At 72.3% G+C, this 15,645-nt stretch carries 13 protein-coding genes; 8 read left to right on the forward strand and 5 right to left on the reverse strand.

Going from position 1 to position 15,645, the window contains the following annotated elements; all coding sequences use genetic code 11:
• Positions 1 to 5: 5 nt before the first annotated feature.
• The 3 genes from galE to ABEA67_RS00545 all read right to left on the reverse strand — a co-directional run bounded on the left by galE (position 6) and on the right by ABEA67_RS00545 (position 3,606).
• Entirely contained in the window at positions 6 to 1,085 is a 1,080-nt protein-coding gene (galE, locus tag ABEA67_RS00535) for a UDP-glucose 4-epimerase GalE (RefSeq protein WP_345459273.1), read from the reverse strand.
• A gap of 119 nt (positions 1,086 to 1,204) precedes the next feature.
• The gene (locus tag ABEA67_RS00540; RefSeq protein WP_345459276.1) at positions 1,205 to 2,359 is read right to left on the reverse strand and encodes a hypothetical protein; all 1,155 of its coding nucleotides are present in this window, start codon (positions 2,357 to 2,359) and stop codon (positions 1,205 to 1,207) included.
• Between the two features lie 74 nt (positions 2,360 to 2,433).
• Positions 2,434 to 3,606: an LCP family protein gene (locus tag ABEA67_RS00545; RefSeq protein WP_345459279.1), complete on the reverse strand. Its 1,173-nt coding sequence runs from the start codon at positions 3,604 to 3,606 to the stop codon at positions 2,434 to 2,436.
• Positions 3,607 to 3,713: 107 nt separating this feature from the next.
• On the opposite strand from ABEA67_RS00545, the gene ABEA67_RS00550 reads away from it, so the two are divergent.
• Genes ABEA67_RS00550 through ABEA67_RS00560 form a run of 3 tightly spaced genes read left to right on the forward strand, consistent with a single transcriptional unit; the run spans position 3,714 to position 7,455 of the window.
• The gene (locus tag ABEA67_RS00550) at positions 3,714 to 5,009 is read left to right on the forward strand and encodes a lipopolysaccharide biosynthesis protein (RefSeq protein WP_345459283.1); all 1,296 of its coding nucleotides are present in this window, start codon (positions 3,714 to 3,716) and stop codon (positions 5,007 to 5,009) included.
• Positions 5,006 to 6,154: a glycosyltransferase gene (locus tag ABEA67_RS00555; protein ID WP_345459286.1), complete on the forward strand. Its 1,149-nt coding sequence runs from the start codon at positions 5,006 to 5,008 to the stop codon at positions 6,152 to 6,154. The genes ABEA67_RS00550 and ABEA67_RS00555 overlap by 4 nt, the downstream gene beginning before the upstream one ends.
• A 26-nt stretch (positions 6,155 to 6,180) precedes the next feature.
• Complete coding sequence (locus ABEA67_RS00560; protein WP_345459289.1) at positions 6,181 to 7,455, forward strand: O-antigen ligase family protein; 1,275 nt, start codon at positions 6,181 to 6,183, stop codon at positions 7,453 to 7,455.
• A 71-nt stretch (positions 7,456 to 7,526) separates the two neighbouring features.
• Here ABEA67_RS00560 and ABEA67_RS00565 read toward each other — a convergent pair whose 3' ends face one another.
• Positions 7,527 to 8,732, reverse strand: coding sequence for a glycosyltransferase family 4 protein (locus tag ABEA67_RS00565; RefSeq protein ID WP_345459292.1), 1,206 nt, complete (start codon positions 8,730 to 8,732; stop codon positions 7,527 to 7,529).
• A gap of 106 nt (positions 8,733 to 8,838) precedes the next feature.
• The gene (locus tag ABEA67_RS00570; protein WP_345459295.1) at positions 8,839 to 9,507 is read right to left on the reverse strand and encodes a DUF305 domain-containing protein; all 669 of its coding nucleotides are present in this window, start codon (positions 9,505 to 9,507) and stop codon (positions 8,839 to 8,841) included.
• A 44-nt stretch (positions 9,508 to 9,551) separates the two neighbouring features.
• Here ABEA67_RS00570 and ABEA67_RS00575 point away from each other — a divergent pair, with 44 nt between their 5' ends.
• The 5 genes from ABEA67_RS00575 to ABEA67_RS00595 all read left to right on the forward strand — a co-directional run bounded on the left by ABEA67_RS00575 (position 9,552) and on the right by ABEA67_RS00595 (position 15,622).
• A complete protein-coding gene (locus ABEA67_RS00575) occupies positions 9,552 to 10,670 on the forward strand; it encodes a mechanosensitive ion channel family protein (protein WP_345459298.1) in 1,119 nt (372 codons plus the stop codon).
• A 25-nt stretch (positions 10,671 to 10,695) separates the two neighbouring features.
• A complete protein-coding gene (locus ABEA67_RS00580) occupies positions 10,696 to 11,466 on the forward strand; it encodes a YdcF family protein (RefSeq protein ID WP_345459301.1) in 771 nt (256 codons plus the stop codon).
• Between the two features lie 82 nt (positions 11,467 to 11,548).
• Positions 11,549 to 12,952 carry a methylenetetrahydrofolate--tRNA-(uracil(54)-C(5))-methyltransferase (FADH(2)-oxidizing) TrmFO gene (gene trmFO / locus ABEA67_RS00585; RefSeq protein ID WP_345459304.1) on the forward strand — a complete coding sequence of 468 codons (1,404 nt, stop codon included), beginning with the start codon at positions 11,549 to 11,551 and terminating at the stop codon, positions 12,950 to 12,952.
• Between the two features lie 253 nt (positions 12,953 to 13,205).
• Positions 13,206 to 14,513 (forward strand): UDP-N-acetylmuramoyl-L-alanine--D-glutamate ligase, encoded by a 1,308-nt coding sequence (murD, locus tag ABEA67_RS00590; RefSeq protein ID WP_345461749.1) that lies wholly within the window; start codon positions 13,206 to 13,208, stop codon positions 14,511 to 14,513.
• On the forward strand, positions 14,510 to 15,622 hold the full coding sequence (locus tag ABEA67_RS00595) for an FtsW/RodA/SpoVE family cell cycle protein (RefSeq protein ID WP_345459307.1): 1,113 nt from the start codon (positions 14,510 to 14,512) through the stop codon (positions 15,620 to 15,622). The genes murD and ABEA67_RS00595 overlap by 4 nt, the downstream gene beginning before the upstream one ends.
• The last annotated feature ends 23 nt before the right edge of the window (positions 15,623 to 15,645 follow it).

Below are 15,645 nucleotides of genomic sequence, written 5' to 3' on the forward strand. Positions count from 1 at the left end.
TACGTTCAACCGGCCACCGCTTCTGTTTCCGTTGCCGGGGGGTGGAGCCTGGCCTCCCGCTGCGCCTCCCAGGCCAAGGCGCTGGCGATGGCCTCGCGGGAGGTGTGCCGGGGGAGCCAGTTCAGCCAGGCACGGGCGCGGGAAATCTCGGCGCAGGCCCCGGCACTGTCGCCGGGGCGGCGGGGGCTGTCCTGCACGTCGAGGGTGGTCCCGGCGACCTCTTGAAAGGCCTCCAGCAGTTCGCGCACGGTGGTGCCGCTGCCGGTCCCCACGTTGATGGGCAGGAACACCTGGGCCTCACCCAGGTCCGCCTCTGCCTGAGCAAAGGCCTCGTCGAAGTGTTCGGCCGCCGCCACGTGGGCCAGCGCCAGGTCCCAGATATGGATGTAGTCGCGCAGGCCGGTGCCGTCGCGGGTGGGGTAGTCGGTGCCCATGACGGAGAAGACGGGCTGCCGGCCCTGCCAGGTGGCGACCAGACGGCCCAGCACATGTGAGGGGTCGGGCAGGTAGGGGCCAGTCCGCAGTTCCGGGTCGGCCCCGATGGGATTGAAGTACCGCAGGGCAATGGCACGCAGCGGCGCGGAACTGCCCGCGCTGGCCGCGCACAGGTCGCGCAGGACTTCTTCCATCATCCACTTGCTGCGGGCATAGGGACTCAGGGGGCGCAGCGGGCTGGCCTCCGTGACCTGAAGGCCGGCGGGTCCGTCACTCGGGGGGCTGTCGTAGATGCTGGCGCTCGAACTGAAGATGACGCGCCGCTGCCCCAGCGCCAGCAGGGTCTCGAACAGGGTCAGGCTCTTCACCACGTTCTCGCGGTAGTACAGCGCGGGCTGCGCCAACGACTCCGACACCACGATCCGCGCCGCGAAGTGCAGCGTGGCCGTGATGTCGGGGTGCTCCTCGAAGATGCGCCGCACCAGCGCCGTGTCGGCGATATCCCCCTGGTAGAAGATCCGGCCCGCGACAAAGGCGGCAGGACCGGTGACCAGCGAATCCAGCACCACCGGGACGTGCCCGGCCTGCTCCAGCGCCGTGCAGACGGTACTGCCGATATAGCCGGCCCCGCCGGTCACCAGGAGTTTCATCTCCTGAGTATAGGAAAAAGGCGGGCGGCCCAGGACAGGACCCCACCCATTGGCTCTGCCCACCGTTAAGGCCGCTCGTCAGGGCCGGGGTGGAGCGTTCACCCGGGACAGGTTCTGGCCTATTCGAGCCGGTAGACCACCACTTCCAGCGGGGCCAGACGGCCCGTCACGGTCTGCCCGTTCAGGCGCAGCGTCCGGGCACGGCCCACCAGGGAGCGCAGGCGGTGCGGGGCGCTCGGGAGGGACAGCTTCACGTCCCGCCACTCGCTGCGGCTGTTGTTCAGGGCCAGCAGGGTGTCTCCGTCCGGCCCGCGAAACTGCACGACCAGGGGCCGCGTTCCGTTGCCGCCTTCCAGTTCGGTCCGCGCCCCGTTTAGCAGGGCGGGGGAGAGCAGCGCCACCTCGCGGGCCAGCTGCCGCGCGGCGTCCCACAGCCGGGGTTCGCGGTTCAGGTCCACCTCGCGGGCGCGGTAGGCGTAGTACACGACGCCCTTCACGCCGGCCATCAGGGCCTGGTAGGTCATGTTTCTCAGCTCGGCGCTGCTGGGGGGGGGCTGCCCGGGCTTCCAGGCGAACGTCTGGAGGTTCGCCAGCGGCACGGTGCCGGTGGACAGGGACGTCTGCACGGCGCTGCGCATCACGCGGTAGGTTACGGCGATATCGTCGAGGCCGATGGGGTAGCTCTGGTTGCCCACCATGTCCGACAGGCCGAAATACTGCTGTTCGGGGCGGTCATACCCTACCGAGAGGCTGATGTAGGTGAGCTTGTCGGGGGCCAGCGCCTTGATCGTCTGGTGCCGCCTTCGGACCTCGGCGGGCGTGACCAGGGCGTTGCTGTCGTCGGCCAGCTGGAAGCCCAGCACCGCGGGGTAATGGTCGACCTCCTGTACCGTGGCCGGCCCCAGACCGTAGGTCAGCACGTACACTCCGCTGCGCTGCGCCGTGTCCAGAAAGGCCTCGTAGTCCGCCACGTCCTGATCGTTGATGGGTTCCGTGACCAGCAGGTTGAACCCCGCCGTCCCGATCCGGCGCACGTCCTCCTGGCGCTGCTGCATGGCCCCGCCCCTTGCCCAGGACACGTGGTAGAAGCCGAAGGGGAAGAAGGGTACCCCGTTGACCAGCACCGTCCCGTCGGCCCGGTGGCGGACCACCGACGCCCTGCCGCTCAGCAGGCCATGCTCGGGCAGCAGCAACCGCGCGCCCGGATGACGCGGCAGGCACCCCGTCAGGCCGAGGGCGCAGAGCGCGGCGGCCAGCAGCATCCGGCTGTTCATGAACCGCACCCTAAGGCCCCGGCATGAGAGGTCGCCCCACCGCGTCTCAGGTTCGCCGGCAGCCCGGCCCCGGCTCAGCGCAGCAGCAGGTGCAGCCGCCGGCGCTCGGCATCGGAAACGAGGTAGTACCAGACCCGGCCCACCATGCGGCCCACGCCCTGCACCCGCACCACCTGCTGCCGGTCGAGCAGGTAGGGCTGGCTGGTGCGCAGCCGCACCACCTCGGAGGGCGAGAAGTTGGTGCGGAGGTTGCCCTCGACCTGGTGCAGCACGCCGGTCAGCTCACTGCTGGACAGGTCGCCCAGCGCCGTCATCAGGCTGCGGATGACCTCCTGCTGCCGGTCGTTGCGGCCCAGGTCGCCCCGGGGGTCCTGCTTGCGCATCCGGGCGTAGGCCAGCGCCTGCGTGCCGTTCAGGTGCATGGTGCCGGGCTGGAACGTCTCGCCGTCGAGCGAGAAGCTGAAGGTGGGGTGGACGGTCACCCCTCCCACCGCGTCGATGGCGTCCCGGAAGCCCCCCAGGCTCACGGCGACCACCTTGTCCATCGGGATGCCCAGGAACCGCTCGACCGCCACGGTCTGGAGGCTGGCCCCGCCGTAGCCGTAGGCCGCGTTGATCTTGACCGGACCGTGTTCCGGCAGGTTCACGCGCGTATCCCGCGGCAGGCTCAGCAGCGATAGCCGCCGCGCCGCCGGGTCGAAGGTCAGGACCAGCAGCACGTCGGCGCGGCCCCCCTTCAGCGTCTCCTGGTCGGTGCCGATCAGCAGCACATGTATCTTCTGTCCGGTGCCCAGCCGCTCGGTAAAGGTGAGGGGCCGGGCCGGAGCCGGGGTCGTGGCCGGGGGGACCTTGGCCGGCGGGGGGGTTGGGGAGGGTGCCGGGTCGGGAGCCGCGGGCTGGGCTGGCGCTGGCTCCGGCGTGTCCCCTGCCGGGGGGGTGGCTGGGGCAGGGGTGGGGGTCTGGACGGCTGGGGCTGGCCGGGCAGGTGGTTGCGCTGTCGGCTGTGCCGGGGGTTGCGCCGCAGGCTTGTAGCGCCCCAGCGACACGGGATGGTCCGGGGGCGGCAGCGCCCTGAACACCGGGTCGTCGAGAACCCCGGCCGGGGGCGGCAGGCCGTCGCCCTCCATCTCCTGGTACACCTCGACGCCGACCGCCTGAATCTCCTGGTGGGTGCGGAACAGGGAGAGGCCGATCAGCAGCGCCGCCAGCCCCAGGACGCCCGCCCCGATCCACCACCACCGCCTCATCCCGGCACTATAGAGCGGTGTGGGGGGTCCGGCCGCTATGCTGCCGGCAGAGTTTTCGCCGCGCCCGCCTCCCCCTCCCCAGCCGTCCCCTACCCAGGAGCCACGCCATGCCTTCCCGTTCCCCCCAGTCCGCCCTGTCTTCCGCGTCCGCTCCGGCGCGGTTGGGTCTGCGGGCGGGTATCGTCTGGACCTTCGGGGGGCAACTGACCTACGCGGCGGCGCAGTGGGGCATGGTCGCCTTGCTGGCGCGGCTGGGGAGCGCGGCGGACGTGGGCGCGTATTCGCTGGGTCTGGCGCTGACCGCGCCCCTCTTTCTGCTGGTGGGCCTGCAACTGCGCAGCGTGCAGGCGACCGACGTGCGGGCCGAGTACGCCTTCGCGCAGTATTTCAGCCTGCGGGTGCTGGGCCTGGGGCTGGGTCTGGCCCTGACGGTGGTGCTGGCCGCGCTGTACCCCCAGGCCCGCCTGGTGCTGGCCGGGCTGGGCCTCGCCCGGGTGCTGGAGGGCCTCATCGACGTGGCCTACGGCCTGATGCAGCAGCGCGAACGTCTGGACTGGGTGGCCCGCTCCACCATGGCGCGAGGTGTGCTGGGGCTGGGTCTGCTGGGCGCGGCCTTTGCCCTCAGCGGCAGCGTGGCGCTGGGAACCGCCGGGATCGCGCTGGCGAACCTGCTGGTGTTCGTGCTGTACGACCTGCCGCGCACCCGCGTGCTGGACCGGGGCCGCTGGTGGACCCCCCGCATTCCGCCCGGTCTGCTGCGGGTCGCCCTGCCGCTGGGTGTGGTGATGGGCCTGGTGTCGCTGGGCGCGACCCTGCCGCGCCTCTTTGTCGAGCGGGAGCTGGGGACCGGGGCGCTGGGCGTCTACTCCGCGCTGGCCTATGTCAGTGTGGCGGGCAGCGTCATCGTGACGGCCCTCGGCACGGCCGTGACGGCCCGGCTGTCGCAGCAGTACGCGGCAGGCCAGCGCGCGGGCTTCGTGCGCCTGACACTGGCGCTGACGGGCGCGGCGGCGCTGGTGGGGGGCGGCCTCACCCTGCTGGCCCTGGTGGGCGGCGCGACCCTGCTGCGGCTGCTGTACGGCCCCGAGTACGCCTCCGAGAGGGTGCCCTTCGTCTGGCTGATGGTGAGCGGGGCGCTGGGGTATCTGGCCTCCTGCGCGGGCTTTGCCGTGACGGCCGCGCGGCGGTTCACCGAGCAGCTGCCGCTCTTCGTGGGCGTGACGGCGGTGCTGGCCCTGGCCTGCGTCTGGCTGGTGCCCGCGCACGGGCTGATCGGCGCAGCTCTCGCCTCGTTGATCGGGGCCGGGGTGCAACTGCTGGGAAGCTGGGGCATCGTGTGGTGGGCGCTGCGGCGGCCCACGCCCCCCGCTTCCCCCGCCCCGCCCCCACAAGGAGAACCATGACGCACCCGAAACCGCTGCGGGTCCTGCACCTGACCGGCACCCTGGACCGGGGGGGCATCGAGACCTGGCTGGTGAACCTGCTCGCGCAGGTGGACCGCCGCGAGGTGGCGATGGACGTGATGACGGTCACGGCCCAGCCGGGGCCGGGCAGCTACGACGAGCAGGTGCGGGCGCTGGGCGCGCGGGTGATCCACGGCCCCTCCACCCGCAACCCCCTCACCTTCGCCCTGGGCTTTCTGCGCCTGCTGCGGCGCTCCGGCCCCTACGACGTGGTGCACAGCCACATTCACCATTTCGGGGGGCTGGCCCTGCTGCTGGCGCGGCTGGCCGGGGTGCCCGTGCGGGTGGCGACCAGCCACTCGGACACCGGCCGGCTGGACCGCCAGGCCAGGAACGGCCGCTACGCCTACCTCACCCTGATGCGGGCCGCGCTGGACCTGGGTGTGACCCACCGCCTGGCCGTGAGCCGGGAGGCCGCACGGGCGCTGTTCGGCCCCGCCTGGCAGGAACGCGGGACCCAGCTGGTGCGGCTGGGCATCGACCTGCGGCCCCTCCGGGAGCCGGTGAAGGTGGGGGCCGTCCGCGCCGAACTGGGGCTGCCACCGGGCGAGCCGGTCATCGGGCATGTGGGCCAGCTTCGCCCGGAGAAGAACCATGCCTTCCTGCTGGAGGTCTTCGCTGCGTACCTGCGGCGGCACGGCCCCGCGCACCTGCTGCTGGTCGGTGACGGCGAGGAGCGCCCGGCCATCGAGGCGCGGGTGGCCGCGCTGGGCCTGGATGGCCGAGTTCACCTGCCGGGGTCGCGCCCCGACGTGCCCCGGCTCTTGCAGGCGATGGACGTGTTCGTCTTTCCCTCGACCTTCGAGGGCCTGAGCCTGTCGCTGCTGGAGGCGCAGGCGGCGGGGTTGCCCTGCGTGGTGTCGGCGCACCTGACGCCGGAGGGGCACCTGGCGGGGGCCACCTATCTCCCGGTGCCCCTGACGAGTGGTCCGGACGTTTGGGCCGATGCGGTCGCGCAGGCGCTCGCGGCGGGCCGCCGCCGCCCCACCACCCTGGACTTCGATATCGCCACCAACGCGCGGGCGCTGGTGGACCTGTACCGTGAGGCCGTGGCGGCCCACCCGGCGGGGGGGAACGGCTCTTGAGTCTTTCCCGGGCGGCAGAGGCAGAGGTGCCGGCCGCCGCCCGCACCGCCCCTCTGCTGGAGCGGGCCGTGCTGGGCCTGCTGGCGGCATACCTCCTCGCGCAGTGCTTCAGCCTGCCGGTACTGGCGGCCGGGCCGTCGTGGGCGCTGTGGCCGACGCTGCCCGACCTGCTGGTGTGGGCGGCGCTGGGCTGCGCGCTGCTCTACCACCGGCCGCCCGGCGCGGCGTGGCGACCGGTCGGGTGGGGCCTCGCGCTGCTGGTGGCCCTGGCGTTCTGCTCGTTCGGGCTGCTGTTCGTGATGCGCGACGCCCGGCTGGCGAGCGCGGTCCCCTTCGGTCTGTTCCAGCTCTATAAGCTGGTGCAGGCGTTGGCCGTGTTCGGGATGGTGTCGCGGCTGCCGCTGCGGCCCACCGTGCTGGCCCGCTGGGGCCGGGCCGCCCTGCCCGCCTTCGTGGTGATGGTGGTCAGCATCGCCTGGACCTACTTCTCCCCGGCGCTCCCCAGGGCGCTGGGGCAGGTGCTGCCGCATGGTGCGGGGGTTTCCGGTCCCTGGGAGTCGTACTACCTGCACAACGAGCCGGGGCTGGGCATGGTGGGGTACAACCACGGCTACGTGGCCCTCCAGGTCACGCTGCTGAGCGCCGCCGTGCTGATGTTGCGCCCCCGCAGCAGCAATGTCTGGGTGCTGGGCGCGGCGCTGGCCGCCTGCTTTCTGTCGGGGTCGCGGGCGGGGCTGGCGGGGTGCCTGCTGTTCGCGCTGCTGGAGTGGCGGCGGTTGCCGGTGCGTGCGGGTCTGCTGCTGGCCCTGCTGGGGGTGGCGGGGCTGGCGGCGGCCCCCTGGCTGGACCAGCAGCTCGGCGGGCTGGCGGCCCGGCAGTCCACCCTGCTGGAGGCAGGCAACAGCGGCAACCTCGCCGGGCGCTCCGAGATCTGGCACAGCTACTTCCAGGCCTTTGCCGAGGACCCCTACCGCCTGCTGGTGGGCAGCGGCTTCGGCTCCGCGATCAACAACAACTCCAACGCCCACTCCACGCCCATCCAGGTGCTGTACGAGACGGGCGTGGCGGGCGTGGTGGCGCTGGGCCTCTTGTTCTGGGCGCTGTTCGGCCAGTTGCGGGCGCGGCGGACCCTGCGCGCCGGGGTGGCCCTCAACCTGCTGGTGGGGCTGGCGCTGACAGCGCTGACCCAGGAGACCTTCTATCCCAACTCGGCCTTCAGCGGGTCGCTGCCGCTGCTGGCCTTCGTGCTGGCGCTGGCGCTGACGCCGGAGCGCGGGAGTGCGGGAAGCTCAGAGCAGTGAGCCATGAGCTATGAAAAAGAGGACGGACGCCGAAAGCAAAAGCTGGCGGGTGCAGGTTCAGAGCTTATGGCTCAGAGCCTCCGCCGCGCCGGAGCACAGGTTGACTGGCCCGGTTGACTACCCCGGCGCACGGCCCGCAGGAACGCCTGCCGCTGGCGGCCCAGCACCTCGTCCGCGTACTCGTGGGCCAGGGCCACATTCCGGGCGCTCTCGGCACTCAGGCGCGTGGGGTCCAGGGCCAGCCGCCGCCAGACTTCCACCAGACTTTCCACGTCGCCGGGCCGGGTGAGCAGGTCGGGGGGCAGCAGCTCGGGAATGCCGCCCACGTCCGACCCCAGGGCGGGCAGGCCCTGCGCCATCGCCTCCAGCAGCGCGCGGGGGAGGCCCTCGGTGCGCGACGGCATCAGGAACAGGTCCGCCGCCGCCAGATCCCGGCGCACCCCCTCGGCCGTGCTGCGCTGCCCCACGAAGGTGCAGGCCTCCCACACCCCCAGCTCACGGGCCAGGGTTTCCAGCTCGGGCCGCAGCGCGCCTTCACCGACCAGGGTGAAGTGCAGGTCCAGGCCCTGGGCGCGCAGCCGGGCCAGCGCCCGCAGCACCACGTCCACCGCCTTGTGGGGATAGTCCAGGGACCCCACCAGCACCGCCCGCCGCGCGGGGCCACGGTAGGTTCGCGGCGCGGCGAAGGCCAGCGGCGGAAGCTGCACATCGGAGACGCCGAAGCTGGGCGTGCCGGGCCGGGGCGGGTAGCGGCGTTGCAGGGCCGCGCGGGTCACGTACTGCACGGCCACCGCCTGCCGGCACTGCACCTGCGTCAGGGTGGTGAGCAGCCAGCGGAGCGCCCGCCGCAGCGGATGCTGCACGCCCTCCCCGGCAAAGCCCAGGTAGGGGTCGTTGATCACCTCTGCGGCAAAGGGCCGCCCCTGCACCTGCCGCAGCCCCGCCGTCAGGTGCGACAGCACGCTCGACAGCCGCACGATGACCGCCTCACCCGGCTCCAGCCCGCGCCGCAGCGTGGCGACCACCCGCGGCAGGCGGCGCAGCAGGCCGCCCGGACCCTGGTAGAAGGGCACGTGCAGGACGCGGACCCCCGGCCCGTCCACCCGGCGATACCCCGTGGGAACCTCGCTGACAGGCCGCGAGCGCCCCACGACCTGCACCTCCTCGAACACATCGAGATAGCGCCGCCACAGGCTGTAGGTGGCGTGGCCGTCGTCGTAGGTCGCCCCGTCGGGGGTGTGAATGAACTGCTGATCCAGAACAATGCTCACGCGCATGGAAGCTCCTCGGGGCGGCAGGGCCGGGACGCAGCATAGGGCGTCCGGGTTCGGGGGGAGAGGCGGCGCAGGTGTGGGCCTGCACGGTCCGCCTCCGCCCGGCCGGTCAGTGCTGGTGTTCGCCCCCACCCCCCATGTCCATCCCGTCCATTTCCGCGTGCCCCATTCCCGGCTGAGCGGGCTGGGCGGCGGCGGGTGGCGGCAGCGGTTTCGCCCCGCGTGCGGCGAGCATCTGCATCATCAGGCGAATCTCGCCGCTCTGGGTGGCGGCGATCTGCCGGGCCAGCGTGCGGACCTCGGGGCGGATGCCTGGCCCCAGGACGGGCTGCACCATCGCAATCGCGCCCTGGTGGTGGCGAATCATCAGTTGCAGGAACAGGCGTTCGGCGTCCCCCACGGGGAGGGTGTCCAGCCGGTGCAGTTCGGCGGGGGCCGCCATACCCATCATGCGGGCGTGCTCCCCGGTCATGCCCGGCCCACCCCAGGGCAGGCCCCAGAGGGTGAGCCAGCCGCGCATCTGCCCGATCTGTTCCTGCTGCGAGAGCAGGATGTCCAGCGCCACCGAGCGCAGGGTGCGGTCGTGGCTGTCCCGGTCGCGGATACGGGTCGCCATGTCCACCGCCTGGGCGTGGTGCTGGCTCATCTCGCGCACGAAGCGCACCTCGGGGCTGCTTTCCTGCGGCAGGGCGTAGCGCGGGCTGAGCGCCAGGGCCACGGCGATGATGGCGGCGGCCAGCAGCGCGACGGCCGCGAGCAGGGTAGAGCGGCGGGACATACCCGGAGTATAGGAAGCCGTCATGAGGCCGCTAGACTGCCGGCGTGACCGGTGACGTGGACACCTCGCGCCTGCTGGGCCTGGACGCCCTGCACCGCGCTCTGGCCGACACCTGGCAGGACCTGCGGGCCGTGGTGGTCGAGTATGGCCCCAACGCCCTGCTGGCCCTGGGCCTGACGCTGCTGTACGCGCTGCTGTTCTGGGGCGTGTCGCGGGCAGCGTTCGCGCTGCTGGGCCGCTTCTTTCACCCAGACGCGCACCCCATCGCGCGCCGCGTGCTGCGAACCGCCCTGCGCCTGACCTTCGTGCTGCTGGTGCTGCTGTCAATCACGGCGCTGTTTCCGGGGCTGGAGCGGTGGAGCGGCCCCGTGTTCCGGGTATACCTGCTGCTGCTGCTGCTGTACGTGGGGTGGGGTGTCATTCAGCGCTTCCTGCATATGCAGGCCGACCACTGGGGGCTGGACACCAGCCTGCGGGTGCTGGTGGGCAACGTCATCCGGGCCGTGTGGGTGCTGCTGGGCGTGTACCTCGTCGCCGCGCAGTTCGGCGTGAACCTGGTGCCCATCCTGGGCGGGCTGGGGGTGGTGGGCATCGCCTTCGGGTTCGCGGCCCAGGACCTCCTCGCCAACCTGATCAGCGGGGTGACGCTGCTGCTCGACCGGCCCTTCCGGCTGGGCGACTGGATTCGCACCGAGGCGCACGAGGGCCGGGTCGTCCGCCTCACCCTGCGCACCACCCGCATCCACACCCGCGACAACGAACACGTGAGCATCCCCAACCGGGAGGTCGCGGGGGCCGTCGTCGAGAACCTCAGCAAGGGGGGCACCCTGCGCCTGCACCTGAACGTGCCCCTGGCCTACCACGAACACGTGGAGCGTGCCCGGAGGCTGCTGCTGGGCGTCCTGCCCGACTTCCCCGAGGTGCTGGCGGACCCCGCCCCGCAGGTGCTGGTCGAGGAGCTGGAAGAAAGCCGGGTGCGCCTGCTGCTGCGCTTCTGGGTCGATGCCGAACACGTCGCCACTTCCCCCGTCATCCGCATGCGGGTGCTGGAGGCCGCCAAGGAAGCCTTGCAGGCGGCGGGGCTGGAAGTCCCCTTTCCCCGGATGCGGGTGCAGCTCGACCCCCCACTCCCCGGCCCCCCCGAGAAGCGTGCGGACCCCTGAGCGCCCGCCGCAGAGGTGGCGGGGTGTGGGAGCGGGCGCAGCGACCGGGGCCGCTCTCGCCGTCCTGGCCGCGTATCTGGGAGAGGTGCGGGGGACGGTGCCGCTACTGCTGGCGCTGCCCCTGGCCGGCGGGCTGGCCGGAGCCTTCCCCCTGACGCGGTGGGTGTTGCAAATCGGTTCCGGTGTGCTGGCGGTGCTGCTGGCCCTCTGTCTGCTGACGCCCGTGCTGCGCGCGCCCCTCGCGGCGCTCACGCTCGCGCAGCCGCCCGTGCGTGCCGACGCCATCGTGGTGCTGGGCGGCGGGGTGCACTGCGGTGCGCGGGCGCTGGAAGCCAGCAGCCTCGCCCGCCTGCTGCGGGGGCTGGAGCTGTGGCGGGCCGGGTATGCCCCCGTCCTCACCGTCTCCGAGCAGTCCGGCCTGATCGGCCCGGCGAACTGCGTGAAGATGAGCGAGCTGGAACGCGCCCACATCGCGGCCCTGTACCCGCGGGGTGGCCCGCAGGTCCTGACCCTGCGCCACGTCACCACCACCCGCGACGAGGCCGCCCGCGTCCGCGACCTGGCCCGCGAGCGCGGCTGGCGGCGGGTGCTGCTCGTCACCTCGCCCAGCCACTCGCTGCGCGCCGCCCGCCTCTTTGCTGCCCAGGGCGTGAACGTGGTCAGCGTGCCCGCCCCCGAAACGCGCTTCGACGAGGCGCTGCTGCTGCCCTCCGACCGCCTGGCCGTCCTGCGGGTGCTGCTGTATGAGGGGCTGAGCCGGGTGAAGGCGGGGGTGGGGGGAACGCCGGAGAGGTAAGTAGGATGCAGGACGCGGTACGCGGGAAAATCCTGCCCCGCGCACTGCGGACCGCGCACCGCTTCCCCTACACTGCCCCCTGATGAGCAGTTCTGACACGGCAATCACGGTCATCGGCGCGGGCCTCGCGGGGTCGGAGGCGGCGCTGGCGGCGGCCACACTCGGGGTGCGGGTGCGCCTGCTGGAGATGCGCCCGGTGAAGATGACCCCCGCCCACCGCACCGGCAATTTTGCCGAGCTGGTGTGCTCCACCTCGCTGGGCGGCGAGGGCGAGATGCAGGCCAAGGGCCTGTTGCAGGCCGAACTCCGCAGCGTGGGCGGGGCCATCGTGGGGGCCGCCGACGGCAGCCGCGTCCCGGCGGGCAACGCCCTGGCCGTGGACCGCGACGAGTTCAGCGCCCGCGTGACCCGCGCGGTCCGCGAGCACCCGCTGATCGAGGTCGTGGAGGGCGAGGTGGAGGCCGTGCCGGAGGGCATCGTGGTGATCGCCACCGGCCCCCTCACCGCCGACGCGCTGGCCGCCGATGTGGCCCGGCTGACTGGCAGCGAGCGCCTCAGCTTCTACGACGCCGCCGCGCCCGTCATCGCCGCCGAGAGCATCAACCTGGACGTGGCGTGGCGGGCCGGGCGCTACGACCAGAGCGCGGACTACATCAACTGCCCCTTCAACAAGGAGGAGTACCTGCGCTTTTTCGAGGCGCTGGAACAGGCCCGCAGCCACACCCCCCACGACTGGGAAAAGCTGGAGTTCTTCGAGGGCTGCATGCCCATCGAGGAAATCGCCCGCCGCGGCGTGGACACCCCCCGCTTCGGCCCGATGTCCCCCAAGGGCCTGGACGACCCGCGCACTGGTCGCTGGCCCTACGCCGTCGCGCAACTGCGCCAGGAGGACCGCGAGGGCCGCATGTGGTCGCTGGTCGGCTTCCAGACCGGCCTGAAGTGGGGCGACCAGAAGGCGGTCGTGAACCTCATTCCGGGTCTGGAAAACGCCGAGATCGTCCGCTACGGCGTGATGCATCGCAACACGTACCTCAACGCGCCCGAGGTGCTGGACTCGACCCTGCAACTGCGCGCCGACCCGACCAAGTTCGTCGCGGGCGTGCTGGCGGGGACCGAGGGCTACCTCGAATCGGCGGCGACCGGCTGGCTGGCCGGAACGAACGCCGCGCGCCTGGCGCTGGGCCTCGCGCCCCTCACCCCGCCCACCGAGTCCATGCTGGGCGGGCTGGTGCGCTACCTCGCCTCGGCCAACCCGAAGGGCTTCCAGCCCATGAACGTGAACTGGGCGCTGGTGCCCGAACTGCCCGCCGAGCTGAACCCCAAGACCGGCAAGCCCCGCAAGCTGGGCAAGCGCGAGAAACGCCCGGTGATGTTCCGCCGGGGCCTGAACGCCTTCCTGGGCTGGGCCGGGCAGGAGGCAGGCCTGACCGTGACACCCCCCGCCGTGCCGCAGCACGAGGCGGACGCCCTCCCCGCCCTGCGCTAGGGCGGGGCGCAGAAAGGTTGCCGCCTTTTGGCAACCTATCCGAGCGAAGCGAGAAGCGCAAAAAGGGCGGCGCGCAGTGGAGTGGACGCCCAGGACGCGCGGCAACGCAACGGAGCGCCGCCCTAGGGGGGCCGCCAGAGAGGGGAGACGGCTTCACTCCTCCATCACCCTTCTCACGTTACCCTGGCCATAGTCCAGCCCCTTTTTCCCCTATGGTGGGGCGGTGACAGAGCGCGGGGGGCAAACAGGTGAGATGGGCGGCGTGTTGATCTACGGACTGGGGCGCAGCGGGCGTGGCGTGGCCCGCTTTCTGGCGCGCGAGGGCGTGCGGGCCGAGTGGCACGACGCGCGTCCGTCGCCAGAGGACGAGGCCCTGATGCAGGAGCTGGGGTTCGCGCGGGGGGACGTGGGCGGGAGTTACCGGACGGTGGTCGCCGCGCCCGGCGTGCCCATCGACCACCCCGACCTGCGGGCGCTGGCGGCGCGGGGGGCGGAACTTATCGGGGAGGTCGCGCTGGCCGCCCGCTCGCGCCCCCACCTGCCGCTCGTGGGCGTGACGGGGACGGCGGGCAAGGGCGGCACGACGGTCCTGATCGCCCACCTGCTGCGCGCGGCGGGCCTGAATGCCCGCGAGGGCGGGAACATCGACCCGCCCCTCCTCGACGTGGTGGACGCGGCCGAGGTCGCGGTGGTGGAGCTGTCGAGCTTCCAGCTTGAGCGCGTCCCCGGCCTGCGCCTCCCGGTCGCGGTGGTCACCAACCTGGGCGTGGACCACCTCGACCGGCACCGCACGGTGGAGGCGTACCACGCGGCCAAGCTGAACATCACGGCGGGGCAGGCGGCGGGGGACGTGCTGGTGCTGCCGGCCGGGCTGAACGTGCCCACGCGCGCCGAGGTCCGCGCCTTCCAGCCGGACCGCATCGCCCTGGCGGATGGCCGCGAGGTGCTGCCCGCCACCGATCTCCCCGAAGGCCTGCACCCCGCCAACGCCGCCGCCGCCGTCCTCGCCGCCGAGGCCCTGCTGACGCGGCTGGGTCGCCCGGTCGAGGTGGGGGTGCTGGCCGCCGCGCTCCGCACCGCCCGCCCCGTCGCCGGACGCTTCGAGACGGTGGCGCGGGTGGGGGAGGTCCGGTTTATCGAGGACAGCATCGCCACCCGCACCATCGCGGTCGAGGCGGCCCTGACGCGCGCCCCGGCCCCCATCGCCTGGCTCGTCGGCGGGCGGGACAAGGGTGCGGACCTCGCCCCGCTGCGGGAGGCGGCGCGCGGCCGGGTGGCCCGCGTGATCGCCTTCGGGGAGGACGGCGAGGGGCTGGCGCGCGAGCTGGGCCTGCCCTTCACGTCCGTCACGGGCGAAGGCGGCGAGGCGGTGATGCAGGCTGCCGCCCGCGCGGGTCTGGAGGCGCTGGGGGGGCCGCAGGGGGCGGGCACGGTGCTGCTCGCGCCCATCGGCACCAGCTTTGACCTGTTCGCGGACTACAAGGCACGCGGCGCGAGCTTTGCGCGGGCGGCGCGGGCGCTGGCAGAGGACGCGCGGGCCGCCGGGGAGGTGGGCGCATGAGCATTCAACTCGTTCTGGCGCAGGTGCTGCTGCTCACGCTGGGGCTGCTGGGCGTGGCGACCGCCGACCCCGGCAAGATCCTCGACCACGGGGGCAAGGTGGTGCTGGCGCTGATCGTCACCTTTGCGGCGGCGCGGCTGCGGCCCCGCGCCTTTTTGCAGAGTGCCCCGTACCTGTGGGTCCTCACGCTGCTGCTGCTGCTGCTGACCCTCTTTATCGGGCACGGCACCGAGACGAGTGAGGGCACCAAGCGCTGGCTGGATTTCGGCCCGGTGAAGTTCCAGCCGTCCGAACTCGCCAAGCTGGGGCTGGTGCTGCAACTCGCGTCCTTTTTCTCGCGCCGGGGCGTGCAGCACAAGCTGATCAGCGCCACCCTGATGATCGTCGTGACCACCGGGCTGGTCATTCTGGAGCCGGACCTGGGGTCCAGCGTCCTGATCTTCGGGCTGGGCATCATCCTGATGTACGCCGCCGGGGTCCGCATCACCAACATCACCGGGTTCGTGTTTGCCCTGGCGCTGCTCGGGATTCCCTTCCTGGGCCGCTACCTGGAACGGCACAGCTACATCCTCGAACGCTTCTTCGGGCATGTGAACCGGGGCGAGACGATGGAGGTGGGCCTCGACCAGATCGGCATGGCCCACCGCGACCTGAGCTTCGGCGGGCTGTGGGGCCTCGGCCCGGATGGCCCCCGCTGGTCCTATTTCGCCGCCCACACCGACATGATCGTGGCGTCGGTGGGCTTCTCGCAGGGGCTGCTGGGCGTCGCCATGCTGCTGTTCGCCTACTGGCTGGTCGTGTCCACCGCCCTGCAAGTCTCGCAGCTCGCCACCCGCGTGCGCCCGATGACCCCTGAGATCCACGGCGCGACCATCCTGGCGACCGGCGCAATGTTCATGGTGGTGGGCCAGGCCTTCGTGAACCTGGCCGTCGCGGCGGGCATCTTCCCCGTCACGGGCGTGCCGCTCCCGCTCGTCAGCTACGGCTTTTCCTCCATGCTCACCATGAGCCTCGCCCTGGGCGTCATCCACAGCGCCATGCGCGAGGTGCGCCGCCACCTGCCCGCGGCCGAAGCTTCGCCGGACATCGTGCCCGTCGCGGCGGATTGACGCAGATGGATTAACGCAGAAGG

This window comes from Deinococcus carri (genome assembly GCF_039545055.1).
Taxonomy (GTDB): domain Bacteria; phylum Deinococcota; class Deinococci; order Deinococcales; family Deinococcaceae; genus Deinococcus; species Deinococcus carri.

What these genes read in the sequence shown, in the direction of transcription:
- galE (WP_345459273.1), bottom strand. Translation starts at nt 1,085, where the DNA reads ATGAAACTCCTGGTGACCGGCGGGGCCGGCTATATCGGCAGTACCGTC.
- ABEA67_RS00540 (WP_345459276.1), bottom strand. Translation starts at nt 2,359, where the DNA reads ATGAACAGCCGGATGCTGCTGGCCGCCGCGCTCTGCGCCCTCGGCCTG.
- ABEA67_RS00545 (WP_345459279.1), bottom strand. Translation starts at nt 3,606, where the DNA reads ATGAGGCGGTGGTGGTGGATCGGGGCGGGCGTCCTGGGGCTGGCGGCG.
- ABEA67_RS00550 (WP_345459283.1), top strand. Translation starts at nt 3,714, where the DNA reads ATGCCTTCCCGTTCCCCCCAGTCCGCCCTGTCTTCCGCGTCCGCTCCG.
- ABEA67_RS00555 (WP_345459286.1), top strand. Translation starts at nt 5,006, where the DNA reads ATGACGCACCCGAAACCGCTGCGGGTCCTGCACCTGACCGGCACCCTG.
- ABEA67_RS00565 (WP_345459292.1), bottom strand. Translation starts at nt 8,732, where the DNA reads ATGCGCGTGAGCATTGTTCTGGATCAGCAGTTCATTCACACCCCCGAC.
- ABEA67_RS00570 (WP_345459295.1), bottom strand. Translation starts at nt 9,507, where the DNA reads ATGTCCCGCCGCTCTACCCTGCTCGCGGCCGTCGCGCTGCTGGCCGCC.
- trmFO (WP_345459304.1), top strand. Translation starts at nt 11,549, where the DNA reads ATGAGCAGTTCTGACACGGCAATCACGGTCATCGGCGCGGGCCTCGCG.
- murD (WP_345461749.1), top strand. Translation starts at nt 13,206, where the DNA reads ATGGGCGGCGTGTTGATCTACGGACTGGGGCGCAGCGGGCGTGGCGTG.
- ABEA67_RS00595 (WP_345459307.1), top strand. Translation starts at nt 14,510, where the DNA reads ATGAGCATTCAACTCGTTCTGGCGCAGGTGCTGCTGCTCACGCTGGGG.